21 protein-coding genes and 1 pseudogene are annotated in these 25543 nt (G+C 72.4%); 12 read left to right on the top strand and 10 right to left on the bottom strand.

Annotated elements, in window-relative coordinates; translation table 11 throughout:
- The first annotated feature begins 108 nt into the window (after positions 1–108).
- From JW592_RS14585 to JW592_RS14560, 6 genes are all read left to right on the top strand, one after another.
- Complete coding sequence (locus tag JW592_RS14585) at positions 109–537, top strand: hypothetical protein (protein WP_209265470.1); 429 nt, start codon at positions 109–111, stop codon at positions 535–537.
- 138 nt (positions 538–675) lie between these two features.
- On the top strand, positions 676–1404 hold the full coding sequence (locus JW592_RS14580) for a sensor domain-containing protein (RefSeq protein ID WP_209265469.1): 729 nt from the start codon (positions 676–678) through the stop codon (positions 1402–1404).
- A 198-nt stretch (positions 1405–1602) separates the two neighbouring features.
- On the top strand, positions 1603–2403 hold the full coding sequence (locus tag JW592_RS14575; RefSeq protein WP_209265468.1) for a VOC family protein: 801 nt from the start codon (positions 1603–1605) through the stop codon (positions 2401–2403).
- A gap of 90 nt (positions 2404–2493) precedes the next feature.
- Positions 2494–4194: an isocitrate lyase/phosphoenolpyruvate mutase family protein gene (locus JW592_RS14570; RefSeq protein WP_209265467.1), complete on the top strand. Its 1701-nt coding sequence runs from the start codon at positions 2494–2496 to the stop codon at positions 4192–4194.
- A gap of 19 nt (positions 4195–4213) precedes the next feature.
- A complete protein-coding gene (locus JW592_RS14565) occupies positions 4214–4810 on the top strand; it encodes a TetR/AcrR family transcriptional regulator (protein WP_209265466.1) in 597 nt (198 codons plus the stop codon).
- A gap of 199 nt (positions 4811–5009) precedes the next feature.
- Positions 5010–6266 carry an MFS transporter gene (locus tag JW592_RS14560; RefSeq protein WP_209265465.1) on the top strand — a complete coding sequence of 419 codons (1257 nt, stop codon included), beginning with the start codon at positions 5010–5012 and terminating at the stop codon, positions 6264–6266.
- A gap of 38 nt (positions 6267–6304) precedes the next feature.
- Here JW592_RS14560 and JW592_RS14555 read toward each other — a convergent pair whose 3' ends face one another.
- From JW592_RS14555 to JW592_RS14545, 3 genes are all read right to left on the bottom strand, one after another.
- Positions 6305–7981, bottom strand: a complete 1677-nt coding sequence (locus tag JW592_RS14555; RefSeq protein ID WP_209265464.1) for a PTS transporter subunit EIIC — start codon at positions 7979–7981, stop codon at positions 6305–6307.
- Between the two features lie 102 nt (positions 7982–8083).
- On the bottom strand, positions 8084–9010 hold the full coding sequence (gene murQ, locus JW592_RS14550) for an N-acetylmuramic acid 6-phosphate etherase (protein ID WP_209265498.1): 927 nt from the start codon (positions 9008–9010) through the stop codon (positions 8084–8086).
- Between the two features lie 415 nt (positions 9011–9425).
- Positions 9426–10439, bottom strand: a complete 1014-nt coding sequence (locus JW592_RS14545; protein ID WP_209265463.1) for a MurR/RpiR family transcriptional regulator — start codon at positions 10437–10439, stop codon at positions 9426–9428.
- A 109-nt stretch (positions 10440–10548) separates the two neighbouring features.
- Between JW592_RS14545 and JW592_RS14540 the strand changes: the two genes are divergently transcribed.
- Positions 10549–10956 (top strand): DUF8819 family protein, encoded by a 408-nt coding sequence (locus JW592_RS14540; RefSeq protein WP_209265462.1) that lies wholly within the window; start codon positions 10549–10551, stop codon positions 10954–10956.
- Between the two features lie 16 nt (positions 10957–10972).
- On the top strand, positions 10973–11233 hold the full coding sequence (locus JW592_RS14535; RefSeq protein WP_209265461.1) for a DUF4031 domain-containing protein: 261 nt from the start codon (positions 10973–10975) through the stop codon (positions 11231–11233).
- A gap of 102 nt (positions 11234–11335) precedes the next feature.
- Here the strand turns inward: JW592_RS14535 and JW592_RS14530 are convergent, their stop codons facing one another.
- Complete coding sequence (locus JW592_RS14530) at positions 11336–12631, bottom strand: Cmx/CmrA family chloramphenicol efflux MFS transporter (RefSeq protein ID WP_229375992.1); 1296 nt, start codon at positions 12629–12631, stop codon at positions 11336–11338.
- Positions 12632–12737: 106 nt separating this feature from the next.
- Positions 12738–13589 carry an HD domain-containing protein gene (locus JW592_RS14525; RefSeq protein ID WP_229375991.1) on the bottom strand — a complete coding sequence of 284 codons (852 nt, stop codon included), beginning with the start codon at positions 13587–13589 and terminating at the stop codon, positions 12738–12740.
- Positions 13590–13656: 67 nt separating this feature from the next.
- On the opposite strand from JW592_RS14525, the gene JW592_RS14520 reads away from it, so the two are divergent.
- Positions 13657–14361 carry a copper homeostasis protein CutC gene (locus tag JW592_RS14520; RefSeq protein WP_209265460.1) on the top strand — a complete coding sequence of 235 codons (705 nt, stop codon included), beginning with the start codon at positions 13657–13659 and terminating at the stop codon, positions 14359–14361.
- Between the two features lie 48 nt (positions 14362–14409).
- On the opposite strand, the gene JW592_RS14515 is transcribed toward JW592_RS14520, so the two are convergent.
- A complete protein-coding gene (locus tag JW592_RS14515; protein ID WP_209265459.1) occupies positions 14410–15714 on the bottom strand; it encodes an MFS transporter in 1305 nt (434 codons plus the stop codon).
- A 146-nt stretch (positions 15715–15860) separates the two neighbouring features.
- Here JW592_RS14515 and JW592_RS14510 point away from each other — a divergent pair, with 146 nt between their 5' ends.
- Both JW592_RS14510 and JW592_RS14505 read left to right on the top strand, forming a co-directional pair.
- On the top strand, positions 15861–16244 hold the full coding sequence (locus JW592_RS14510; RefSeq protein WP_209265458.1) for an ArsR/SmtB family transcription factor: 384 nt from the start codon (positions 15861–15863) through the stop codon (positions 16242–16244).
- A gap of 149 nt (positions 16245–16393) precedes the next feature.
- Positions 16394–17063 (top strand): annotated as a pseudogene (locus JW592_RS14505) (class II aldolase/adducin family protein); the annotation flags it as partial.
- 49 nt (positions 17064–17112) lie between these two features.
- Here JW592_RS14505 and JW592_RS14500 read toward each other — a convergent pair.
- The 3 genes from JW592_RS14500 to JW592_RS14490 all read right to left on the bottom strand — a co-directional run bounded on the left by JW592_RS14500 (position 17113) and on the right by JW592_RS14490 (position 21442).
- Positions 17113–17460 (bottom strand): hypothetical protein, encoded by a 348-nt coding sequence (locus JW592_RS14500; RefSeq protein WP_209265457.1) that lies wholly within the window; start codon positions 17458–17460, stop codon positions 17113–17115.
- A 520-nt stretch (positions 17461–17980) separates the two neighbouring features.
- A complete protein-coding gene (locus JW592_RS14495) occupies positions 17981–18958 on the bottom strand; it encodes a serine/threonine dehydratase (protein WP_209265456.1) in 978 nt (325 codons plus the stop codon).
- A gap of 63 nt (positions 18959–19021) precedes the next feature.
- The gene (locus JW592_RS14490) at positions 19022–21442 is read right to left on the bottom strand and encodes a HelD family protein (RefSeq protein WP_307805417.1); all 2421 of its coding nucleotides are present in this window, start codon (positions 21440–21442) and stop codon (positions 19022–19024) included.
- A gap of 838 nt (positions 21443–22280) precedes the next feature.
- Between JW592_RS14490 and JW592_RS14485 the strand changes: the two genes are divergently transcribed.
- Complete coding sequence (locus JW592_RS14485) at positions 22281–23582, top strand: AMP-binding protein (protein ID WP_307805416.1); 1302 nt, start codon at positions 22281–22283, stop codon at positions 23580–23582.
- A gap of 123 nt (positions 23583–23705) precedes the next feature.
- On the opposite strand, the gene JW592_RS14480 is transcribed toward JW592_RS14485, so the two are convergent.
- Positions 23706–25361, bottom strand: coding sequence for a DNA repair helicase XPB (locus JW592_RS14480; RefSeq protein WP_209265455.1), 1656 nt, complete (start codon positions 25359–25361; stop codon positions 23706–23708).
- Positions 25362–25543: the final 182 nt, after the last annotated feature.

The following is a 25543-nucleotide window of genomic DNA, read 5'->3' as shown; positions in this document are numbered from 1 at the left end:
CTGTTCTGTGGAGTATTCGACTCATCAGGCGGGGATGCCTGAAATGCCTGCCACTGCTCGGCAGTTGTGGGCGGAGGACACCGCTTTCACGAGAAGAGGACGCACACCATGGTCGCAACCTTCCGTCTCCGTAACGTCGTTGCTGGTGTCATGGCCGTCGGGCTGGTCGGTGCGGCCGCCGCGACGGCGACAGCGTCGGCGTCTGCGTCTGCGTCTGCGCCGACTTCTGCGCCGACGTCTGCCGAGGCGCCGACCGAATCCACGGCCAAGACCAACACCGTCACGGCCGATCGGCAACAGGTGAAGCAGTGGGAGGAGTTCCGGCTGCACGGGAAGGTGACCGGCATCAAAGCGGGGACGACCGTGCACCTCCAGCAGAAGCAGCGGGGCACGTGGAAGACGCTGCCGGGCACGTCGGTGGTCAACCGCTCGCTGGACTACTCGATGCGCGTCAAGCTCGGTATCAAGGGCGTGAACCAGGTCCGGACGGTGATCGCGGGCCAGCCGTCCAACCCGGTGACGGTGACGGTCCGCTGAGTCTGCCGCCGCGTGTCGGCGGCTTGTGCCGCTGCTGTAGGCCCTGCTGGGGCCCGGACTCGGGGTAGTGCTAGGTACACCCCGGGTTCGGGCCCCAGTCGTATGGGACCGGGCCGCTGCCCCGGGGAGAGTGGAGGTATGACAACGACGACACCGCACGCACAGCCGGGCTCCCACTCCCTCCGGGACTCCCTTCCGGCCCCGGCCTCGGTCCCGGCCCCGGTTCCGGCCCCGACGGCCTCCGGCCGCCCTCGCGGTGGCCGGTTCGGCAGGGAGGTGGGTTATCTCCTCTCCGGCCTGCCGCTGGGCATCGCTGCGTTCACCTTGATGATCGTGGGATTCGCGCTCGGGGTCTCCACGCTCATCCTCGTCATCGGCCTGCCGGTGCTGGCCGGCACGCTTGCCATGGCCCGGTATCTGGCCCGCGTCGAGGCGGACCACATAGCGGTCGTCACGGGCCGCCCGCTCCCGGCGCGCTGGGAGGAGCCGGCATCGCGCGGGGCCGGGGCCGAGGCCGGGAGCGGCGGTGGTCGGTGGAAGGCGGTGCGCGATCCGCAGGCATGGCGGGACCTGGCACACGCGGTGCTCTCCTTCCCGGTGCGGGTGGCGACCTTCGCCCTCTCACTGACCTGGCTGGTGGGCGGGCTCGGTGGACTCACCTACGGTCTGTGGTCGTGGTCGATACCCCGTGACGACAACGACGGCCTGATGGATCTGGCCTTCGGCATCTCCGGGCGCGGCCCCGATATCGCGTTCAATACCGCACTGGGGGTGTTCCTGCTGGTCACGGCGGTGCCGGTGGTGCGCGGCCTCACGGTGGCGCAGGCGAGCCTGGGCCGGGTGCTGCTGCGCCGCGCCCAGGTGTGAGGCGGCCCGCTGCCGGTCGCCTGCCGACCCTCTGCCCGCTGGGCTCAGCCGGAAGCGGTCTCTCAAGGGGCGAGACGGCCGGACTGCTGCCATCCTGAGGCGGCGGGAAGCTGCGCCGGGTGGAGACGCCCCACAGCTTTGGACACCCAGCAGCAGCACAGAGCAGCAGTACACAGCCCCGTCTGCCGGAGGATCCGTATGCTGACGACCGACTTCGTTCCCGGCACTCCCAACTGGCTCGACCTCGGCGCTCCCAGTGTGGACGCGGCGGTCGCTTTCTACACCAGTGTCTTCGACTGGCAGTTCCAGTCGGCGGGCCCGGAAGCCGGGGGATACGGGTTCTTCCAGCGCGGCGGCAAGACGGTCGCCGCCGTCGGCCCGCTGATGGAGGAGGGGGCGGCCTCCTCGTGGACGACGTACTTCCACACCCCGGACGCGGATGGCACACGTGCCCAGGTGGAGCGTGCGGGCGGCACCGTGCGGGTCGAGCCGATGGATGTGTTCACGGCGGGCCGCTTGGCGCAGTTCACGGACCCGACCGGTGCCGACTTCGCCGTGTGGCAGCCGAGGGACACAGGGGGCTTGGAAATGGTGATGGAACCGGAGACGCTGTGCTGGACGGAGCTCTACACCACCGACGCGGCGGCGGCCAAGGGCTTCTACACGGCGGTGTTCTCGTGGACGTACGAGGACATGTCGATGGGGGACGACCTGGTGTACACGGTGGTCTCGTCGCCCGGTGGCGGTACGGAGGGCGACACCGGGCAAGGCGGGATCATGCAGCTCCCGCAGGAGAATCTGAACGCCGGATCGACCTCGGAGTGGCATCCGTACTTCGCTACGGAGGACTGCGACGCCACGTGCACCCGGGCGACGGGAGCCGGGGCGAAGGTGCTGATCCCGCCGACGGACGCACCAGGGGTGGGGCGGCTGGCGATGCTCAAGGACCCGGCGGGCGCGCCGTTCGCCCTGATCAAGGGAGACCCGAACATGGGCTGACGGCTGACGGCTGACGGCTGACGGCTGGCACCCCTGGTCGGGCGGACGCTTCGGGCGGGGACGAAGTGTTCCTGCTCTAGCGTCCAAGCCATGACGCGAACCGTGCATGAGTTCGACCGATATGAGGACGTGCGGGCAGCTCTGGCCGACCCGCATCTGGTGCCCGAGCTGCCGGCTGCGGCCGAGGGGTGGCGGGAGGGCGCTTCGATGGCCTGGTTGCGGGACTCGGTCTCCCGGTTCAGCTCGGGTGAGGCGCATGTGCGGCGCAGGGCGCTCGTGGAGGCCGAGCTGCGGCGGGTCGATCCGGCGGCGCTGCGGCGGGCGGTGGCCGAGGAGCCAGGGGCATCCGGCCAGGACGTGCGGAGGCAGGTGGTGCGTGCTCTGGCCGGGGAGTTGGGGCTGCGGGAGCCGGGGGCCGTGGCTGAGGCGGTCAGCGTGGTGGCCGGGGTCTACTTCGGCGGGACGGATGCCGCAGCCGATGCGGCGGTGGCGCAGCTGGTGGAGTTGCTGGGTGACGCGCCGCTGGGGGAGCACGAGCCGTCCCGGGGCGAAGGGGGGTTGGAGGTGACGGCGGCGCGGATCTGTCTGCTTGTGCAGGCGTGCGATGCCACGGCGTCGCTGGTGCGGCACGCGGCAGCCGCTGATGACGGTGCTCGGCCGGTGGAGGAGCTGCTGGCGGAGACACTGCGTCGGGACCCGCCGGTGCGGGTGCTGCGCAGGGTGGCGGCTCGCGCCACCCGGGTGGCGGGGCGGGAACTCGCCGAGGGGGATGTGGTGCTCCTGGACGTGGCAACGGCGAGCCGGGAAGAGGGCGCAGGCGGGGAGGAGAGTGGGGGGAGGGGCGGGGCTGCGCACGGGGGTGGCTCCGCCGGGTTCCACGAGGCCACGGTGCCGCTTGCCTTTGGGGCTCGGCCCAGGGAGTGCCCAGGCCGGGAGCACGCGTCGGCGCTGGCCGCCGGTCTTCTGAGGCCCGTGCGGAGTACGCGCTTTGCCGGGTTGCACCACCGGGAGGTGCCGCTGCTTCTGCCCAACGCGTGGGATCACGCCTCGGCGGCGGCGCTGGTGGCCGAGGGGTTCGAGGCGGTTGGCACCACCAGTCTGGGAGTCGCTGCCGCGGCCGGGCTGCCGGACGGTGCGGCCGCCACCGCCGATTCCACGGTGGAGCTGGCGCGGCAACTGGGCCGGGCCGGTCTCCTGTTCACCGTCGACGCCGAGTCGGGTTTCAGCGACGACCCCGTCCGGGTCGCCGAGCTGGCGCGTCGGCTGTGGGCAGCCGGTGCCGCCGGGATCAACCTGGAGGACGGGCGCGAGGACGGCACCCTGGCCGCCGTGGAGTCGCACGTGGCGAAGGTCGAGGCGATCAAGGCGGCCGTGCCGGAGCTGTTCCTCAACGCCCGTACCGATACGTACTGGTCGGGCTGTCGGCAGGACGAGACGGAGGACCGGCTGCTGGCGTATCAGGAGGCGGGGGCCGACGGAGTGTTCGTCCCCGGGCTGTCGGACCCGGAGCGGATCGGGGCGCTGGCCGATTGCCTGGACGTACCGCTGAACATTCTCTACACCCCCACAGGCCCGACCGTGGCCGAGCTGGCGGTGCTGGGTGTGCGCCGGGTGAGTCTGGGCTCGCTGCTGTACCGCACGGCGCTGGGTGCGGCGGTGTCGGCGGCGCGGGCCGTTCGGGAGGGCCGGGACCCCACGCCTGCGACGGGTGGTGTTCCGTCGTACGCCCAGGTGCAGGCCCTCTGTTCCGGCGTGGGCGCGCTGGAAGATATTGGAACGGTGGGTACATAACCGTGCTACAGTGCTGTTCATGGCCCGGCCGAGACTGTTCGACGAGGAGCGGGCCCTGGATGCGGCGATGCGCGCGTTCTGGGAGAAGGGGTACGAAGCCACCTCGACCCAGGACCTGTGTGTGGCGACCGGTCTGGGGCGCAGCAGCATCTACAACACCTTCAGCAGCAAACACGACCTCTTCCAGCGCGCGTTGAGCCGCTATGTGGACACCATGACTGCGAGCCAGCTGGAGATCCTGGAGGACGCCGGGCGGCCGGCGCTGGAGCGGATCGCAGCGCTGTTCGAACGAATCATGGATCAGGAGTTCACGCAGCGGCCGGAAGGCCGGAGCATCGGCTGTCTGTCCGTCAACACCACGGTCGAGTCGGCGGCCAGGGACCCGGAGATCGACCGGGTGCTGGCCCGGGATCTGCGGGTGCGTCTCGACGCGCTGCGGGCCACCGTCGAGGCGGGGCAGCGGGCCGGTGACATCGTGGCCGACCGCGACCCGGAGACGCTGGCCCGCTTCGTCAACGCCGTCATCGGCGGCATGCGGGTCTCCGCGCAGGGTGGTGCGGACCGTACGGCGCTGGAGGGGATCGCCGTCACGGCGCTGGGTGCGCTCAAACGCTGACGCCGGCGCCCCTCGCTCGCGGGGGTCTGCGCCGGCTTCCGGTCCGTGAGGTCTTTCAGTTGCTGAAGCCCTCCGTGCTCACGTACTGAAGCCCTCCGTGGCTCGCGCCTGCACGGAGGCGGTTCACGCTGGGCAAGTTTTGAACCGATCAGTACACAACGCGGTGGTCGAACCACCGCACACACTCGGGAGCACGCGGATGCCACTGACCGTCTATCTCATGGCCGCAGGGATCTTCTCCATGGTCACCAGCGAGTTCCTGGTCGCGGGGCTGATGCCGCAGATCGGGGACGGGCTGGACGTCTCCGTCTCACAGGTCGGCTACCTCGTGACCGCGTTCGCCGCCGCGATGACCGTCGGCGGACCCTTCCTCGCCGCCGGGGTGCTGCGGCTGCGGCCCAAGCAAGCGCTGCTGCTGCTGTTCGGGATCTTTCTGGCCGGCAACGTCCTGGCCGCGCTCGCCTCCGGTTACGCGGTGATGCTCGCCGCGCGGATCGTCAGCGGCACCGCCTCCGCCGCGTTCCTGGGTGCGGCGATCTCGCTCAGCGTACGGCTCGTCGAGCCCCGGTTGGCCGGACGCGCCGTCTCCGTGGCGCTCAACGGGCTGATGCTCGGCACCCTGCTCGGGCTGCCGCTGTCCACGTTCATCGGTGAACGGTACGGCTGGCGCAGCGCGTTCTGGGCCGTCACGGTGATGACCGTCCTGGCCGCCGTGGCGACGCTGGTGTGGGTGCCCCGGTTGGAACGGCAGGAGAGCGGCGGCAGCGGCGCGGGCGGCGGGCTGCGCGGGGAACTGGGGGTCTTCCGCGCACCGAGGCTGTGGCTGGTGCTGTCGACCAGCACGCTGGTGATCGGTGCGACCTTCTCGGCGTTCAGCTACTTCAACCCGATCCTCACCGAGGTCTCCGGGTTCTCCACCGGCAGTGTGCCGCTGCTGCTCGTCGCCTACGGCGCAGCCAACCTGGTGGGCAACGCGATCGTCGGCCGCCTCGCCGACCGCTACACCGTCGCGGTGCTGCTGACCGGCCTGATCAGCCTCGGCGTCTTCCTCGCCGCCTTCGCGCTGCTGGCCGAAGTGCCCGCAGGAGCCGTCGTCTTCATGCTGGCCATCGGCCTGGTGGGCGTCACCATGAACCCCGCCATGGCCACCCGTGTCCAGCGCGCGGGCAACACCGGGCCGCTGGTCAACACCGTCCACTCGTCCTTCATCACCCTCGGCATCATCATCGGCTCGGCTCTGGGCGGCCTCGCGATTCCCCGCTTCGGGCTGGTCTCCCCGGTGTGGATCGGGGTGGGCATGGCCGCACTGGGTGTCCTCACCCTGCTCCCGGACCTGCGCGGCGGCGGCCGGGACAGCCGCCGCGCTTCGCGGGTGGCCGCCGCGCACTCGGATGCGACAGGCGACGCCGGTACGGCCGTGGGCCCCGGTGCGGCCGCCGCGACCGAGGTGGGCTGAGGCCCCGCCCCGGGGACGGGGCCCCGGGGCGCCCGGACTCAGACGAGTGAGCCGCTGCCGCCCGTGGGAGCCGGGGCCGGGCTGGGGCTCGGGCTGCCCGGCTGCGGGGGTTCGGGCGAGGGGCCCTCGGAGGAGGGACCGCCTTCGGGATCAGGCGCTTCCGCTTCCGCCTCCGAAGGCGCGTTCAGCTCGCTCAGCATCTGCTTGCTAAAGCCGAAGAAGTACGTCGCCCCGAAGCCGACCAGGTAGCCGGCCGCGAGCCCCAGCCCGTAGATCGCGGCGATGGCGCCCAGGCCGTGGTTGCCCTTCAGCAGCGGGAAGAGTGCCCAGCCGGAGGGGCCGATGGCGGTGGAGCCGACCGAGGTGCCCAGTTGGTAGAACAGGCCCACGACGCCGCCGCCGAAGGCACCGCCCACACACGCCGTGATGAACGGACGGCCCAGCGGCAGTGAGACGCCGTAGATCAGCGGCTCGCCCACGCCGAGGAAACCGGCGGGGAGGGCGGAGCGGATGGTCTTGCGGATCGAGGTGTTGCGGCGCAGCCGCAGGTAGATGGCGACCGCCGCGCCGACCTGGCCGGCGCCCGCCATCGCGAGGATGGGCAGCAGCACGGTGTAGCCGCTCTGCTCGATCAGTGTGGTGTGGATGGGGATGAGCGCCTGGTGCAGCCCCAGCATCACCAGCGGCAGGAACAGACCTCCCAGGACGAATCCGGCCGCTGCTCCGCCGTGCTGGAGGAGCCAGTCGGCGACGTGCCCGATGCCGGTGGCGATCTCGCCGCACACGTACATCAGTCCGAACAGCGTGACCAGCCCCGCGACCAGCACCGTCACCGTGGGCGTGACCAGGACGTCCACGGCGGACGGTACGAGGCGGCGGCACGCCTTCTCCACGTACACCGCCAGCAGCGCCGCGAACAGCGCGCCGAGTACGCCGCCCTGCCCCGGGGCCAGCTTCTGGCCGAACGCCGAGACGTCGGCGACCCCGGGGAAGACGATGACGGCCGCCGCGGCGCCGCCGAGCACCGGCGTACCACCGAACTCCCGTGCGGTGTTCAGCCCGACGAAGACCGCGATCAGCGACATGAAGCCGCTGGCGATCGCCGCCAGCGCCGGAGTGAGCGTCGGCAGCCAGCCCGCGTTGGCCAGCAGCCCGTTGATGCCCGCGACGATGCCGCAGCCGATCAGCGCGGGGATGAGGGGGACGAAGATATTGGCGATCCGGCGCAGTATCAGCTTCACCGGCGTGGCGTTCTTCTCCTTGCGGGTCGCGCGGATCGCCGCCCCCTCGGCTGCCAGGTCTTCGGCCGTCCTGGTGCCCGAGAGCCCGGACGGCGCCGGGCCGGACGCCGACGCCAACGCCGACTCCGCTGCCTCTGCCCCTGTCGATGCCGAGGTCGATGCCGAGGTCGAGGCCGGTGCGGTTGCGGGCGCCGTCCGGACCAGCGCCTCGAACTCCGGCGTCACCCGGGCGACCTTCCCGGGGCCCAGCACGATCTGGTACGTGTCGTCCTCGACCACGCCCATCACGTCCGGGAGCGCCTTGAGGGGCTCGTCCCGTACGAGGGAGCGGTCGGCGAGGCCGAGCCGCATCCGGGTCATGCAGTGGGTGACGGAGGTGACGTTCGCCGCGCCTCCGACGAGCGGGAGAATCGCCTCGGCGAGCTGCTTGTTCGGGTTGGCCTCAGGGCTGTCTTTGGTGCCGTCAGTGCTCATGGTGCGGTCGCTCTTCTTTGAGTGGTGCCATGGTGCGGACTTCGCGGGTGGTGCGGGTGGTGCAGGGGGTGTGTGCGTGGGGGAGTGCGGGCAGGTGCGGGGTCAGGCGCGGCCGTCGTCGGCGCCGGTCGCCGCTGACAGCGCCGCGCGCAAGTGCCCGTGCGAGGCGGCGAGCAGCCGCTGGGCGGTGGAGCCGTCGACATCGCCGAGCAGGGTGAGGATCGCGGCCTTGACCTCGCCGTCCGTGGCCGCCAGCGCCGCTTCGATCTCCTCGTCCGGCGCGCCGGTCGCGAGCGCCACGATGCGCCGGGACCGCGCCCGCAGCTTCTCGTTGGAGGCGCGCAGGTCCACCATCAGGTTTCCGTAGGTCTTGCCGAGCCGGATCATGGTGATGGTGGAGAGCATGTTGAGCACGAGCTTCTGTGCCGTACCGGCCTTGAGCCGGGTGGAGCCGGTCAGCAGTTCGGGCCCGACGACGACCTCGATACGGTGCTCGGCCGCGGCGCCGAGCACCGAGCCCTCGTTGCAGGCCAGCCCCACCGTGAGCGCGCCGAGGGAGCGCGCGTACTCGACGGCGCCGACGGCGAAGGGCGTACGGCCCGAAGCGGAGATGCCGACCACCGTGTCGTTCGCCGTCACGCCGAGCGCCGCCAGATCGGCTGCCGCCGCCTCGGCGCTGTCCTCGGCGCCCTCCACCGAGTCCACCATCGCGCCGGGACCGCCCGCGATCACGCCGGCGACCTGGCCCGGTTCCGTGTTGAAGGTCGGCGGGCACTCGCTGGCGTCCAGCACGCCCATCCGGCCCGCCGTGCCGGCGCCCGCGTAGAGGAGGCGACCGCCGCGTGCCATCCGCGCGGCGACGGCGTCGATGGCGGCGGCGATCTCGGGTAGCTGTGCGGCGACGGCCGCAGGCACCGTGCTGTCCTCGCCGTTCATGGTGCGGGCGATCTCCAGCGTCGGGAGCTGGTCGATCTCGGCCAGCTCGCTGCGGAACGCCTCGGTGGTGAGCGTGTCCAGCTCCCGCCGCAGGTCGCCGTAGCGCGAGCGCCCGGCCCCGGCACCTTGGACGTCGGTACCTGGGCCGTCGGTACCGAGGCCGTCGGCGTCGGCGCGCTCGCCGGAACGCGCGGTGCCGCTCGGCTGTGACACGCCAGGCTGTGACGCGCCGTTCGGCTGCGGCGTGCCGGGCGGCTGTGGGGTGCCGGGCGGCTGTGGGGTGCCGGGCGGCTGTGGGGTGCCGTTCGGCTGGGACGTGCCGGGCTGTGCGGTGGCGGGTTGTGTGGCGCCTGGCTGTGAGGCGGTGGGCTGTGAGGTGGTCATGGGGGCGCGCTTTCTGTGGCTCAGGGCGGAGTCCGGTGGGCCGCGGCGCGGCGGGTGCGGCCGGTGGGGCCGTACGGGCGCGTGGTCGGCGGGGCCTTCAGCGGGTGCGCGGGCGGTGGGGGCCTCAGCGGGTGCGCGGCCTGGGGGAGTGGCGGTGTGCCAGCGCCTCGTAGGAGGCGGACAGCGCGGGCGCCGCCGTCTCGTACGTACGCTGGGCCACCCCTATGAACAGGCAGTCCACCACGAGGAGTTGGCTGGTCCTGCTCGACATCGCCGCCGGGCGCAGCTCGCTCTCGCGCGCTGTGGAGGTCGTCAGCACGTGGTCGGCGTACTGGGCGACCTCGCCGTCCGGGCGGCCGGTGATCGCGATCGTGGTGGCGCCCTGGTCGAAGGCGACCCGCAGCGGCTCGATGACGTCCACCGTCCGCCCCGAATGGGTGATGGCGACGGCGACATCTCCGGCGCGCAGCTGAACGGCGTTGGTGACGGCCAGATGCGGGTCCGCATGGCTGTGCGCCACCATGCCGATGCGCAGCAGTTTCTGCGCCAGGTCCTGGCTGACGAGACCGGAGGCGCCGACGCCGTATACGTCGATACGCCGTGCTGTGGCCATCGCCGCGACGGCCGCCTCCACCTGCGCGACATCGAGCCCGGCCGCGGTGTCCGCGAGCGTCTGCTGCTCGTCGAGCGCCAGCTTGGCCACGACGTCGGCGATCGGGTCGTCGACGACGATGTCGGCGGTGACGGCGGGGGCCGCGCCGGACTCCTGCTGCGCCGCGAGCCCGGCGAGGGCGAGCCGCAGGTCGCGGTAGCCGGGGTAGCCCAGCAGCCGGGAGGTGCGCACCACGGTGGCCTCGCTGGTGCCCGTGCGCTCGGCCAGGCCCGTGACGGTGAGCTGCGCGCACCCCGCCGGGTCGCTGGCGACGGCTTCGGCCACGCGCTGCATCGAACGTGTCATCGAGGGCGCCATGGTGCGGACCTTCGCCGCGAGCGCGGTGGGCCCGGGGCGGTTGGTGTTCCGCGCGGGCGCGCCGGCGCCGGCCTCGGCCGCCGCGCGGGGGGCCGGGGGCTGAGTGCCGGGCCCTGCCGGGCGGCGTCCCGGACGGAAGGCGAAATTTTCCTTCAGGTCACTGCTCACGGGTGGAAGATATTTTCATATCGGTGCACCGTCAATGCCCGACGCGGCGTGAGCTGTGATCCTGCCCCGTTCGCGGTGGTGCGATCGTCCGCAGTGGTGCAATGGAGGTATGGAACCGAAGGAACCCGCACCGGAGCCGGGCCCGCCGGAACACGGCCACCAGGACGCGCTGGAGCGGGCGCTGCACGCGGCCCGCGCGCTGATCCTCGCCGATCTGGAGGCCAGTGACGTGGCGCGCGCCGACATCGTCTCGCTGGTCGAGGAGGCCGTCACGCACCGCCGCTGGTGGGTCGGCCAGTGGCCGGAGGGCGTGGCCTTCGTGGACGGGCTGGTGGCGCAGGACGTGCAGGACGCGCTGCTCGAACGGTACGGACGCTGGCCGGTCTGCCCCGTGTGCGTCGGCTCGGACCCGCACGCGCTCGACGTCGAGCCCGAACTGGGCGAGGAGCCCAACTGGGTGTGCGGCAAGACCTCCACGGTTGTGGCCCGGGTGGGCTACCTGGGCGGCAAGCTGTGAGCCAGGGGCCCACCGGGTGACGCTCTACATCGACCCGCCGATCTGGCCCGGGCACGGCCGCATGTGGTCCCACCTCGTGAGCGACGTCTCCTACGAGGAACTCCACAGCTTCGCCGCCGACCTCGGATGCCCGCCGCGCGCCTTCGACGGCGACCACTACGACGTGCCGGCTTCGCTGTACGACGCGGCGGTGCGCGCCGGCGCCGTCCCGGTCGGCTCCAAGGAACTCCTCCACCGCCTGACGGCCGCCGGCCTCCGCACCCCGAAGGGCCGCTGACCGACCTGATGGGGGCGGCCCGAAGGGGCGTGGGCCTGTGTCGATGTGCGGCTCCGCCGTGTGCGCGCTCAGCCACCGGTGTGCCGCGGTGACCGTACGGCCTCAGCCCCCCGCGGTGGGGTTCGCCGGGTCCGGCACCGCCGGGCACGTCTCGTGGGGTGCGCGCCGCTGCGGCGGGCGATGGGGGAGGTCCCGCCGGGAGAGGGCGCGGCTCCGAACCCGGGAGGAGATGGCCGTGGTCAGTACGGCGGAGGCCGCCATCGCGGTGCCGACCCAGGCGACGGCCGCGTACCCCCACCCGGCGGAGATGGCCAGGCCGCCCACCCAGGGCCCCACGGTGTTGCCGATGTTGAACGAGGCGGTGGCGGTGGCCCCGGCGAGGGTCGGTGCCGCGTCGGCCGCGTTGAACATCCGGGCGTTGAGCGCGGGACCCGTGGTGAAGGCCGTGACACCGAGCAGCAGCGCCAGCGCGATCGCCGCCCACCGGTACTCGGCGAGCAGCGCCAGCAGGGTCAGCACGATGGCGGACGCGGCGATACCGCCGTACATCGTGCCGAACAGGTGAGCGTCCGCGATCCGTCCGCCGATCACCGTACCGATCAGCCCGCCGAGTCCGAACAGTGCGAGCACGCTGGGCACCCAGCTCTCCGGCACGCCCGCGACCTCGGTGAGCAGTGGCGCGAGGTAGGAGAAGAACGCGAAGACGGCACCCGCGTTCAGCGCGATGGTCACCAGCGCGAGCCACACCTGCTTGTCGCGGTAGATGCGCAGCTCCCGCCGGAGGTCGGGCGCCTGGGCACCAGTCGGTACAGGGGGGTCGGGCACGGACGCCAGTACTCCGGCCACCGCGAGGGCCGCCAGCGCCGCGACCGCCCAGAACGCCGCGCGCCACCCGGCCTGCTGCCCCAGGAACGAGCCCGCAGGCACCCCGGCGATATTGGCGACGCTCAGCCCGCCCACCATGATCGCCATGGCGCGGGCCCGGGCGTTCTCCGGCACCAGCGAGACGGCGACCGCCGAACCGACCGCCCAGAACCCGGCACACGCCAGCGCGCTGACGATCCGCGAGACGAACAGCACCTCGTACGTGGGCGCCAGCGCACCCACGACATGCCCCAGCGCGAAGGCCCCGAGCAGCACGATCAGCGTCGTCCGGCGCGGCAGCCGCAGCGTCGCGGCGGCCAGCACCGGTGCCCCCACCACCATGCCCACCGCGAACGCCGACACCAGCAGCCCCGCCTGCGGGATCGACACCCCCAGATCGCGGGCCAGCGGCTGGAGAAGCCCCGTCAGCATGAACTCCGAGGTGCCAAGCGCGAAGACGGAGAGTCCCAGCACGTAGACGGAGAACGGAATACGGGTGCGGGAGCGCGCACCGTCCACGGGGTCGCCAGGCATGCCCTCTCCAACCGGCGCGCCGGTGCCCGCATTCCCGCCGGGCGGCCGCCTGTTGGCGTCAGGTGCTCAGGTGCTCAGGTGCTCAGGTGCTCAGGTGGTCAGGCGTTCAGGCGTTCAGCAGCCGTAGCTCCGTCGTCAGGTTGTGGCGGGCCGTGGGTTCCCAGTGGCTGCGGGCGTAGGAGGTGCGGAAGAGTTGGGGGAGGCCGAGGAGTTGGTGCAGTACGGTCGCGCGGCCCTCCTGGAAGGCGGCGTCCGGGACGAAGGCGTACTCCTGGCGGATCTCGGCGGCGTAGTGGGCGTAGCTCTCCGGGGAGCCGGCCAGTACGGCGAGGTCGGCGTCGCACAGCAGTTCCCCGTTGAGATCGCCGGGCGCCGGGTCGTGCGTGACGGTCAGCCGGACGAGGCGGGCGACCTCGGCGGTACGTGCCTGCGGCACCCCCGCCTCGGGCAGGGCGCGTTCGGCGAGCCGGGCGCTGCGCTCCTCGTTCTCGCTGCGGTCCGGACGGTAGACGGCGTCGTGGAACCAGGCGGCGAGCCGCACGGCGTCGAGGTCGGCGGCCGGCTCACCGGCTGCGTGTGCCTCGTCGGCCCCGTCGGACGTCCCGTCCGGCGGGGCGCTCGCGCCCGGCTGCGCGGTGGAGACGTGCGCGGCGAGTTCGTCGACGCGGTCGAGTACGGCGCGTAGATGGCCGGCGGCGTGGTAGCGGCGGTGCGGTTCGGACCAGCGGCGCAGCAGATCCTCGCCGTACGGGGCCGGATCGGGTCCTCCGGGGCCGCCGCGGGCGCTGATCAGCAGCGTGTTCCAGCGGGCGAGCAGGGCCCGGTGCGGACCGTCCGCATCCCCGGCGCCCGCTCCGGCGCCCGCTCCGGTGCCCGCTCCGGCACCTGCTCCGGCGCCCCCCTCTGCGCGCGTTCCGCTGCTCGGGCGCCGGCCCTCGGGTGGCTCTGTTGTCGGCATCGGGCAATTGTGGTCCGAGAGGAGTGCCGTCTTCCAGCGCTCTTCGCCGTATGGCACCCTGTTGCGCATGTCTAGACCAATTCTCGAGGTGGTCGCGCTCAGCGCGGAAGACGCTGCTGCCGCGCAGGCCGGAGGAGCGGACCGCCTTGAGGTGGTCACCGACATGGCCGCCGACGGGCTCACCCCTTCCGTGGAGACCTTCACCGCTGTCCGGGACGCCGTGAGCATCCCCCTTCGAGTGATGCTGCGGCTCGCCGACGGGTTCAGCGCCGGGGGCGAGGCCGGGATCGGGGAACTGTGCGCCAGGGCCGAGGCGCTGCACACGGCAGGCGCCGAGGAGTTCGTCCTCGGCTTCCTGGACGACGCCGGTCAGGCTGACCTGCCGGCGATCGAGGCCGTCACAGCCGCCGTCCCGGGCTGCCGCTGGACGTTCCACCGCGCGCTGGACCGCGCCGCCGACCGCGACGCGCTGCGCAAGCAACTCGCCGACATGCCCGGCCTGGACACCTTCCTCACCGCGGGCTCCCCGCACGGCGTGGCCGAGGGGCACCGGACCCTGCTCGCCGAGGCCGAGCGCACCGCGGCCCGCGAGCCGGGTTACGGCCCCCGGCTGCTGGTCGGCGGCGGTCTGTCCCTGGGCCAGGTGCCCGAGCTGTGCCGGGCGGGGATCGACGGGTTCCACATCGGGGGCGCGGCGCGCCCCCGGGGCTGGAGCGGCCCGGTCGACCCCGCGGCGGTGCGGACGTGGCGCCGGGCCGTCGATCAGCCCTGACGCGCGCCTTCGGTCGCTTACGGGCAGCTGCTTCTTCCGGTCCACCCCTCAGCGAATCGCCGAAGGCACGCGCACCCGCCGGGCCCGGACGACGACCCCGCGCGGGCCGTCCCCGTTTCCGCTCTCCCTGTCGCCCTCGCGGAGCCGGAGCACCACCGCCGTCGCCCCCGCGAGGGACAACGCGGCGACGGTGGCGCCGAACACCGCAGTGGCCGTATTCAGCGAGGTGAGGTCGCTGAGTGCGCCCGCGGCCACCGGGAGGGCGCCGGCGAGCAGGTAGCCGCCCGCGGTCAGTGCCGCGTTGGCCTCGGCGAGGCGGGCGGCGGGGACGTTGGAGCTGAGCATGGTCAGGGCGCCGAGTTGGGTCAGCCCCTGGCCGAGTCCGGCGAGCACGGCGGAGGCGACGAGGGCGAGGACCGAGGTGGTGCGCACGGCCAGGACGAGCGTGGCCATGCTCGCCACGGTCAGCCCGGCGCCGGTCAGCAGGTCCGTGCGAACCCGCAGTCGCCGCGCGGCGAACTGAATACCGGTCGCGGCGGCGAACAGTACGAAGATGGTCGCGCCGGAGACGATCCGGCTGCTGGTGTGCAGCAGCTCGGCGAGCAGGGTCGGTCCGAGCGACAGCACGAAACCGGTGGCGGCGATCGCCGGTGCGAACACGGCGAGGCCGAGCAGGAGCTGGCGCCGGTTGGCGCGCGGCGCCGAGGGGACACGGATCAGTCGCCGAGGGCGTGCTGTCGCACCGCCCGGCTTCCGGCGCGGCAGCGGCATCCGGAGTACGACCACGAGCGCGGCCAGCAGCAGCGCGAACTGGACCACGAAGACGGTGACCGAGGGGCCGGGCACCAGTTCGGACAGCAGTCCGGCCAGCAGCGGGCCGACGGCGGCACCGCCGACCATCGAGGACGAGGCGATCAGCCCGGCGGTTCGCTTCTGGGTACGGTCCGCGAGGTCGGATACCGCGGCCATCCCGGCGGAGAGGAACGCGCCGACCGCGACCCCGCTCAGCAGCCGCGCGACGACGAGTGCCGGCACCGAGTGCGCGGCCGCGAACAGCGCGGAGGCCAGCAGTCCGAGAGCCAGCCCGGGCAGCAGCACCGGCTTGCGTCCGAACCGGTCGGAGAGGGTGCCCGCTACGGTGAGGGTGCCCAGGAGTCCGGCGATGTAGAAGGCGTATACCGCGGTCAGTGTGGCGGCTGAGAAGCCGATCCGGTCCTGCCACAGGACGTAGAGCGGCGCGGGTTCGTTGGAGAGGGCCAGTACGGCGACGACGGGCCAGGCGGCCAGCCACATCCAGCGCCGGCCGGGTACGGCGGACGGGACGGGTGGCGGCGGGGGCGTGGGCGTGGGCATACGAGCGCTCCTGGGCAGGGGAGGACAGGGATGGTGGGTGTACGAGTAAACTCGTACAAGTAGTACGAGAGAATTCGTACCAGTGGAGGTAGTACGATGCAACTCGTACATCTCCGGAAGGCGCCACCCCCACCGAAGGAGGCCCCATGAGTGACACGGCCCTCGCCCGGGACTTCCGTATCCCGCCGCCCCCGCCCGGCGCGGAGCTCCCCGAGCCGCTGCCCGAACCCGCGCGGGGGGAGATCCGGCTGGAGGCGGTCATGGCGGCGCTCAGTGATCCCCTGCGGATCGGCGTGGTGCGCAAGCTCCTGCTGGAGTCGGTCGACTTCGACCACACCTGCACCTGGTTCGAGCTGGACCGCCCCAAGTCCTCGCTCACCCACCACTTCCGCACCCTGCGCGAGGCCGGTCTCATCCGGCAGCGGCAGTACGGCCCGTCCCGCCGCAACCAGGTCCGCATCGACGACCTGGAGGCCCGCTTCCCCGGTCTCCTCGCGCTGATCGCCGACTGGGCCCCGGCCTCCGAGTAGTTCCGGAGCCGTTGACAGACCTCCAACGCCCCCCTCTAGCTTGCTGCTTGCTGTTTGAATCGTTTCAAGGGCTGAACTTCACGAACTGAACTGCACGAGCTGTTTCACGAGGTCGTTCCGTCGCCGCCGCCCGCCACCGAAGGAAGCGCATGCCCTCCTCGTCCCGCCACCCCGCCGTGGCCGCACTCCTGGACCGCACGCACACCCTCGGCGCCGACCCGCGCAACACCAACTACGCGGGCGGCGCCTCGGCCAAGGGCAGCGCGACCGCCCCGGTCACAGGGCAGCCCGTCGAGCTGATGTGGGGTCAAAGGATCGGGCGGCGATCTGGGCACTCTCACCGAAGGCGGGCTGGCCGTGCTCCGCCTGGACCGGCTGCGCGCGCTCACCGCCACCTACCCCGGCGTCGAGCGCGAGGACGAGATGGTCGGCGCGTTCGACTACTGCCTGCACGGCAGGGGCGGCGCCGCACCGTCCATCGACACGGCCATGCACGGCCTGCTTGACGCGGCGCACGTCGACCATCTGCACCCCGACTCCGGCACAGCCCCCGCCTGCGCCGCCGACGGCGAGAAGCTGACCGGCGAGTGCTTCGGCGACGCCGTCGGCTGGGTGCCCTGGCGGCGCCCCGGGTTCCAGCTCGGGCTGGACATCGCCGCCGTCAGGGAGGCCAACCCGCAGGCTGTCGGCGTCGTACTGGGCGGCCACGGCATCACCGCCTGGGGCGAGACCTCACAGGAGTGCGAGCGCAACTCCCTGCGGGTGATCCGGACAGCGGAGGAGTTCCTGGCCCGACGCGGTGCTCCCGAACCCTTCGGCCGGCGCCTGGCCGCCGCCTTCCTCCGCTGAACCGCTCCCCGGGGCGACCTCAGAGAGCCTGCACCAGGGAGAGCGCGACCAGACCGATGACGAAGACGGTGAAACCGATCCTCGTACGGCCGCGCCGCCCCAACTCGAACATGGCACCCGCCAAAGCGGTGGCGGCCACCAACACGGCGATCAGCGGCGCCGACTCACCCCCGTGGATCGCCTTGACGGTCTCGATGACCGCACCGACCAGATACACCACGGCGACGGCCATCATGGCCTTCCGCGCGTTGGCGGGGGAGGTCCGCTGCGGCCGGAGCAAAGCCCTCCGCTCCTCCGGGGACGACGTGCGCATCCGCAGCACGTCCTGCTGAAGCCGCTCGTACTCGTTGCTGCCCGGTGCTCTCACCCCGGCACCCTAACGGCCCCCACCCACCCTGCCACCTCCCCGGACAGCCACCTCAAGTGAAACCTTCATGGAGACACGGGCTCCAGGGCCGGCGGTCCGCAGTCGGATCCGCCCCATCCAGGAACGCGGCGTCGAACAGCCCGAGCCCAGCCCCCTCCCCCGACAAGGGGCCAAAAACGTCACCGGTTCAGCAGGTAACCAAAAAACAACCCCCCTCCCGGCCCGCCCCCACCGGCGTGTCGCGAGCGGAGCGAGAAGACGAAACCGCAACCTCCGCGCGGCAGCAGCCAGCTCCCCCGCAACCACACCTCACCGCAAGGTCGGTTCACGCAACAGCACCCCGCGACGGCGGCGGCACGGCGCCCAGCCAAACCGCACCCGCACCGGCGCCAAGAACGCACCGCAACCCACGACCCCTCCCCCCGTAGCCAGCCGCAAGGCGCGTTCGCACGAAACGCAAACCCGGCAGTAAAACGCCAAATTCACGCATCCTACGGACCCCGCCCCCAGGGCGCAGCCGTCAAGAAGCGATGCCCCCCGGATCGGCATTCCCCCCGCACAGCACCACAACAACCCTCTCCCCAGCGGAAGGCACATAAGGCGCACCCTCCCGAGCGCCCTCCCCCTCCACCGCAGCCACCGCCGTAGCCGCCGCGTTCTCCACCGCCAGCCGATACCCCTCCCACAACTCCCGCCGCACCGCCACCACGGCCTCATCCCTCACCAGCACCGACCGCACATTCCGGTGACCAGCCGCCGCAAGCGCCATCGGGGAGGCCCGCCGCGCGCCCAACGAGTCGGCGGCCACCGAGTCGACCGCCACATCCACCACGCGCCCCGCCTCCAACGCGGCGTTCAACGCACGGCACCGTTCCGGCTCCACCGCCACCACCCGGATTCCATGGTGCTGCGCAGCCGCCGCGACCCCCGCGAACAGCCCGCCGCCTCCCACCGACACCACCACGGTGTCGACCAGCGGCACCTGCGACCGGATCTCCTCCACCAACGTCCCGGCCCCGGCGGCGATCAGCGGGTGGTCGTACGCGTGCGACCGCAGCGCCCCGGTGTCCTCCGCGAACGCCTCACACGCCGCGGCGGCCTCGGCGTACTCCGTACCGACCAGCCGCACCTCGGCCCCGTACGAGCGCAACCGGTCGACCTTCACCTCCGGCGCGGTCTGCGGCAGGAAAACCGTCGCGGGCACGCCCAGCCCTCGCGCGGCCCACGCGCACGCGAGCCCCGCGTTGCCGCCTGAGGCGATGGTGACACCCGCGTCGGGCAGTTCACCGCTCTCCCGGTGTGCCAGCAGGAAGTTGAGCGCGCCGCGGGCCTTGAAGCTCCCGGTGTGCTGCATGAACTCCAGCGCGAAGAACAGCTCGTACTCCGAAGCGGCGCCTGAGGCCGCACCGGCGTCCGCGCGCGCAACCGCGACAGGGCGAACGCCGCCGGCTACCCGATCGGCGGCGGTCTTGACATCTCCGTACGAAAGATGGTGCACGGCGCGACTCCTGGACGTGCTCGGACGTGCTCGGATGTGAAGGGACAAACATCTACGTTACGGCTACGTTACGGCCTCACACCGACCGCCCCGTCGCTCCGTCAACGCCCCGTCGGCACCGCCCCCTGCCAGCGCCCCGGGAAGAGGCGCCGCGTGCACCACCACGAGCCCGGAGACCGCTCGGGTCAGCGAGACGTACAACCGCCGCAGCCCGGTCCGCCGGTCGGGCTCCCCGGCCACGATCGCGGCCGGTTCGTCCAGCACCACGTAGTCGTACTCCAGCCCCTTCGCCAGCGTGGCCGGTACGAGGGTCAACCGCGCGTCGGCACTGGTCTCCTCGCCGGGCGACAGCCAGCCGAGCCCCGCCGCCTCCAGCGCGCCCTGCAGTGCGGGCATCCGCGAGTCGGCGGCGATCAGCCCCACCGAGCCCTCCCGTTCCAGGGCGTCCCGACAGGCATCGACCACCAGATGATCGAGCGCCGCACCGGCCGCCACCGGGAACCCGCCACCGTGCCCTGGACCGGGCTCCGCTCCGTGCCCTGGACCGGGCTCCGCTCCGTGCCCTGGACCGGGCTCCGCTCCGTGCCCTGGACCGGGCTCCGCTCCGTGCCCTGGACCGGGCTCCGCACCGTGCCGCCCTGGAACGGACTCCGCGCCGCCATCCGGAATCCGCCGCACCTCGAAGTCCCCCGGCGACTCACGCACCGATGTCGCCGGCCGCAGCCCCGGCGCGATGTCCGGCAGCAGCCGTGAGGCATACGCGATCACTTCGCGCGGCACCCGGAAGCCCTCCGTCAACTCCTCCACCACAGCGCTCGGCTTGCCCAGATGTTCCAGCGCGGCCTCCCAGCTCTCGGTGGCCCACGGAGTCGTGCCCTGCGCCAGGTCGCCCAGCACCGTCGCCGACCCCGTCGAACAGCGCCGCCCCACGGCCCGGTACTGCATCGCGGAGAGGTCCTGTGCCTCGTCCAGCACCACATGCCCCAGCGAGGGGGTGCGCTCCACCAGGTCGGCGGCCTCGTCCACCAGCACCACATCGGCGGCCGACCACTTGGCGCTCCTGACCCCGCGCGCCGGCTTCTGCCACAGGATCGCCCGCTGTTCCTGCGGGCTGAGCACCCCGTCCGCCTGCTCGGCCAGGAACTCCGGATCGGACAGCAGCCGCAGCACCAGCTTCGCCGGATCGACGGCGGGCCACACCTCGCGCGCCACGGCCTTGACGGCGGCGTTCCTGGCCACGGCGTCCTGTACCCGGTCGTCCGGTGCCTCGCCCGCCTGCTCCATCCGCACCAGCACGGCGTGGGCGATCCGCTGCGGCAGCGCGGCGCGCGCGGCCCCGTACCGCATGTCCCGGGCCAGCAACTCCCGTACCAGCTCCTCGATCTCGTACGCGGGAACCCGCCAGCGCCGCGAGCCGCGCACCACCACGCACGGCTCAGCGGGCAGCGGGCGCACCCCGGCGTGCACGGCACGGCGCAGCACCTCCGCCATCCGCGCATCGCCCTTGATCCGGGCCGCCTCCGCTTCGTCCACGGCTCGCACGGGCAGCTCGGGCCGTGCCACCAGGCCCTCCACGGTCGTCTGCCGTACCGCCACCTCACCCAGTGCGGGCAGCACTTGCTCGATGTAGCGGAGAAAGGAGTCGTTCGGGCCGATGACGAGCGTGCCCGTACGGGTCAGCCGTTCCCGGTGCGCGTACAGCAGATACGCCACCCGGTGCAGGCCGACTGCGGTCTTCCCCGTGCCCGGCGCGCCCTGCACGCACACGGTGCCATCGATCCCGGCGCGCACGATCTCGTCCTGTTCGGGCTGGATCGTGGCGACGATGTCCCGCATGGGGCCGACGCGCGGTCGCTCGATCTCGGCCTGGAGCAGCGCACTGGTGCGCCGCGCTGCACCTCCGGAGTCCCCGGCGGCCCCGGAGTCCCCGCCCTCGCCGGTGGTGCCGGGGCCGGTCAGGCGCTCGTCCTCGTACGCGGTCAGCTCGCCGCCCGTGTACCCGAACCGGCGACGCAGCGCCACTCCCTGCGGGTCCTTCGGTGACGCGCGGTAGAACGGCTGCGAGACGGGGGCACGCCAGTCGACGACCATCGGGTCGCCGTCCGCGTCGTGGACGTGCCGCCGTCCGATGTAGAACTTCCGCCCGTCGTCACCGTCCGGGGTGCCCTCGTCGACGTCTGCGATCGCACGCTGATGGTCCAGGCGGCCGAAGAACAGCGGCGCGTGCGCGAGATCGGCCAGTGACGCGATACGGGCCTCGATACCGGACGCCAGCACCTCGGCATTGACCCAGTTCGCGGTCACATCGCGGATGTCGAGGGCTTCCGCGTCGGCCCGCATGGCCCGCAGCGCGGCACGCGAGGCCGCGAGGTGGGCGCGTTCGCTCCCAAGGGGATCGTCGTCGGGGGAGGGCCGGCCGGTCCGTCCGGTCGGTTCGGTCGGTTCGGTCGGTTCGGTCGGTTCGGTCGCTGGTCGAGTGGTCACGAGACTGCCTCCGGGAGGGCGCGAGCACGCACCCGCGCGCCGCGTACGGGTCCGCGCACGCGGGCACGCCGCCGTCGGGGGCAGGCGGATACGCGGCGCAGGCGCAGCACACGGGTGCAGGCGTACAGATGGACAGGTCTACGCAGGCATACGCAGATCTACGTACCGGCCTACGAACGAGCCCGGCCGGTTTCCGTGCGGCGGGCGCCTCGCGCCGAGCGGGGGCGGCGAGGGGGCAAGTGGGGGATTGTAGCCAGCTCCTGGGAGGCCGGCGAACCATTTTCAGGGCCGTCACAGCCCCTCCTGGGGCTCTCCGGGGGCGGGCCCCGGGCAGCTTCTGGCCGGTGCCGTTTCGATGTCGGGGCGGTGACTCGATTAAGGTCGTCGCCCGGCGGCAATCAACGGCGATCCGGGAAGGTCCGCCCTCCCGGTGACGAGGAGGCGGCACGGGTGACTGGCAGCGGCGCCGAGCTCCCCGGACCCGCGCACGCCCTGAACCCGCCCCCCACCCACCACGCCCCCGCCTCCCACGCCGCCTCGTACCCCGCCCCGACGCCACCCCGCGAGCACGCCCCGCACGGCGGGCCCCCGTCTCGTGAGCCCCCCTGCCGACGGCACGCCGCCGGCATACGCGCCCCCGCCGCGCCGCCACGTCCCGCTGACACCGCGCGCTCTCCGGGCAAGAATCAACAGGGACGACCAGGTCGACAATCCGGCTACCCACCCGGCCGATCCCGCCGAGGGGCGCCCCGCCGGCCGGCACCCGCCGGCCACGGGCCCGCCGAACGGCGTCAGGACGGCCGCCGACCAGAGTGTGAAGAGGCCCGAGGAGGCCGGTGTGCGAAGCACAATGCAGGACATCCCGCTGACCGTGACCCGGCTCCTCGTGCACGGGGCGCTCGCGCACGGAACGTCCCAGGTGACCACCTGGGCGGGGACCGCAGGCGGAGCCGAACCCGACCGCCGTACGTTCTTCGACACGGGCGTCCGCGCCGTCCAGCTGGCTGGTGCCCTCCACGACGAGTTCGGGGTGACGGCCGGTGACACCGTCGCCACCCTGATGGCCAACACCGCCGACCACCTGGAGGCGTATCTGGCCGTTCCCTCGATGGGCGCCGTCCTGCACACCCTCGACCCGTGGCTGCCGGCCGACCAACTCGTCGCGGCGACGGTGCGCGGCGGGGCGCAGGTCCTGATCACCGACCCCACGGGGCTCGCCCCCCTCGCCTCCGTACTGCCCCGGCTCGGCCATCTGCGGCATGTGATCGTCGCGGGCGGCAGCGACTCCGCAGCCGTCGTCAGCGGCGGCACGGCGTACGGCGCCGAGGTGCACGACTACGAAGAGCTGATCACCGACCGCCGCAAACGCTACGACTGGCCCGAGCTCGACGAGCGCGACGCGGCGGTGCTCTGTCACGCCGCCTCCGACGACGGCACGGCTCCGCGCGGGGTCGCCTACAGTCACCGCGCCCTCTACCTGCACGCGCTGCAGGCGCAGACCCCGCAGGCGTACGGCATCGGCGAAGACGATCTCGTGCTGCCCGTCGTACCGATGTCGCGGATGCTCGCCTGGGGGCTGCCCTACGCCGCGTTCGCGGGCGGCGCCTCGCTGCTGCTGCCCGGCACCTACGACCAGCCGGCGCCGCTCGCCGAGATGGCCGAACGGGAGCGTCCCACTCTCGCCGTCGCCGACCCGGCCGTATGGGACGGTCTGCTGGAGGAGCTGGCGGCCCACCCGCGGGACCTGTCCTCGCTCCGGGAGGCCGTCGTGGTGGGCGGGCCGGGTGAGGAACCCGGGGGCCCGCTGCTGGCCCAGGAGCTGGGCTCACGGCACGGCATCAGCACGGCGGCGGCCTGGGGCACGCCCGAGACGCTCTCCCCGGCGTGTGTGGCCCGGCCCGAGTCCGGGCACTACCGCTTCCCCGCCTCGGTCGAGTACGGCGTCACCGGCCCCGACCTGACGCCGCTCCCCTGGGACGGCCAGTCCCAGGGCGAGCTGCTGCTGCGCGGGCCGTGGATCACCGCCTCGTACGTGGAGGACGAGGCCCCCCTCCACGAGGGCTGGCTACGCACCGGCGAAACCGCGACCATCACCCCGGACGGCCGCGTCGCCATGAAACCCCCGAAGACATCGCCCTGAATGGCGGGGCGCCCCTCAGGGGCGCGGGCCTGTGTCTGATATGCGGCTCCGCCGCGTGGGCGCGAGCAACCACACCAGGCCCGCAGCCTGCGACGGCGAGGCAGGGGCGCCCCCTCAGGGGCACTACACCTCGTCAGGCTCCGCCAACAAATCCACCGAGTCCACGATCCGATACGCGTACCCCTGCTCGGCGAGGAACCGCTGCCGGTGCGCCGCGAAATCCTGATCGATGGTGTCCCGCGCCACGACGGAGTAGAACCGCGCCTCGTGGCCGTCGGCCTTGGGCCGCAACACCCGCCCGAGGCGCTGGGCCTCCTCCTGTCGGGAACCGAAGGTTCCCGACACCTGTATCGCCACAGTGGCCTCCGGCAGATCGATCGAGAAGTTGGCCACCTTGGAGACGACCAGACAGGTCAGCTCGCCCGCCCGGAAGGCGTCGAACAGCTTCTCTCGCTGCGCGTTGCTGGTGTCGCCCTTGATGACCGGTGCCCCGATGTGCTCGCCCAATTCGTCCAGCTGGTCGATGTACTGGCCGATGACCAGCGTCTGCTCGCCCGCGTGGCGGCGCACCAGCGCCTCGGTGACCCGCCGCTTGCTGTCGGTGGTCGCACAGAAGCGGTACTTCTCCTCCGGTTCGGCCGTCGCATAGGCGAGCCGTTCGGAGTCGGTGAGGCTGACCCGGACCTCGACGCAGTCCGCGGGCGCGATGTAGCCCTGGTTCTCGATCTCCTTCCAGGGCGCGTCGAACCGCTTGGGGCCGATGAGGGAGAACACATCGGACTCCCGGCCGTCCTCCCGCACAAGGGTCGCCGTCAGTCCGAGCCGGCGGCGGGCCTGCAGATCGGCGGTGAACTTGAAGACGGGGGCCGGCAGCAGATGCACCTCGTCGTAGACGATCAGGCCCCAGTCACGGGAGTCGAACAGTTCCAGGTGCGGGTAGACGCCCTTCCGCTTCGTCGTGATCACCTGGTAGGTGGCGATGGTGACGGGGCGGATCTCCTTCTTCGTCCCGCTGTACTCGCCGATCTCGTCCTCGGTCAGCGAGGTGCGGCGCACCAGCTCGTGCTTCCACTGGCGGGCCGAGACCGTGTTGGTGACCAGGATCAGTGTGGTCGCCTGCGCCTTGGCCATCGCACCGGCGCCCACCAGCGTCTTCCCGGCGCCGCAGGGCAGGACGACGACACCCGAGCCGCCGTGCCAGAACCCCTCGACGGCCTGCTGCTGGTAGGGGCGCAGCGCCCAGCTGTCCTCCTCCAGCGCGATGCGGTGCGCCTCGCCGTCCACATACCCGGCCAGGTCCTCGGCCGGCCAGCCCAGCTTCAGCAGCACCTGCTTGATCTGGCCGCGCTCGGAGGGGTGCACGGCCACGGTGTCCGGGTCGATCCGCTCGCCCACCAGCGGCTGGATCTTCTTCGACCGCAGCACCTCTTCCAGCACCGGCCGGTCGGTGGACTCCAGCACCAGCCCGTGTGTGGGGTGCTTGCTGAGCGTGAGGCGTCCGTAGCGCGCCATCGTCTCGGCGATGTCCACCAGCAGCGCGTGGGGCACCGGATACCGCGCGTACTCCACCAGCGCGTCGACCACCTGCTCCGCGTCGTGCCCGGCGGCCCGCGCGTTCCACAGCCCCAGCGGTGTCACCCGATAGGTGTGCATGTGCTCCGGAGCCCGCTCCAGCTCCGCGAACGGCGCGATGGCCCTCCGGCACGCCTCGGCCAGCTCGTGATCAACCTCGAGCAGCAGCGTCTTGTCGCTCTGCACGATCAGGGGGCCACCGTTCACGCGTCACCCTTCCGACGTTCGGTTCCGGCACCAAACGTCCAGTGTGCCGCACCGGACGGTGTGCGGGCCGGGAGCATTTCACGCCGCAGCCGAGGGCAAGAGCCGGTAACACGATCGGCTGACGGTCTGGTGCGTGTCGTATGCAGGCCGTTATCGTCGCAGTACGACGAAAAAGGCTCTGC

Origin of the sequence: Streptomyces spirodelae (assembly GCF_017676385.1) — a bacterium.
Classification (GTDB): Bacteria; Actinomycetota; Actinomycetes; order Streptomycetales; family Streptomycetaceae; genus Streptomyces; species Streptomyces spirodelae.
Note: the sequence above shows the minus strand (reverse complement) of the source record. Positions and strands in the feature narration are given on the sequence as shown.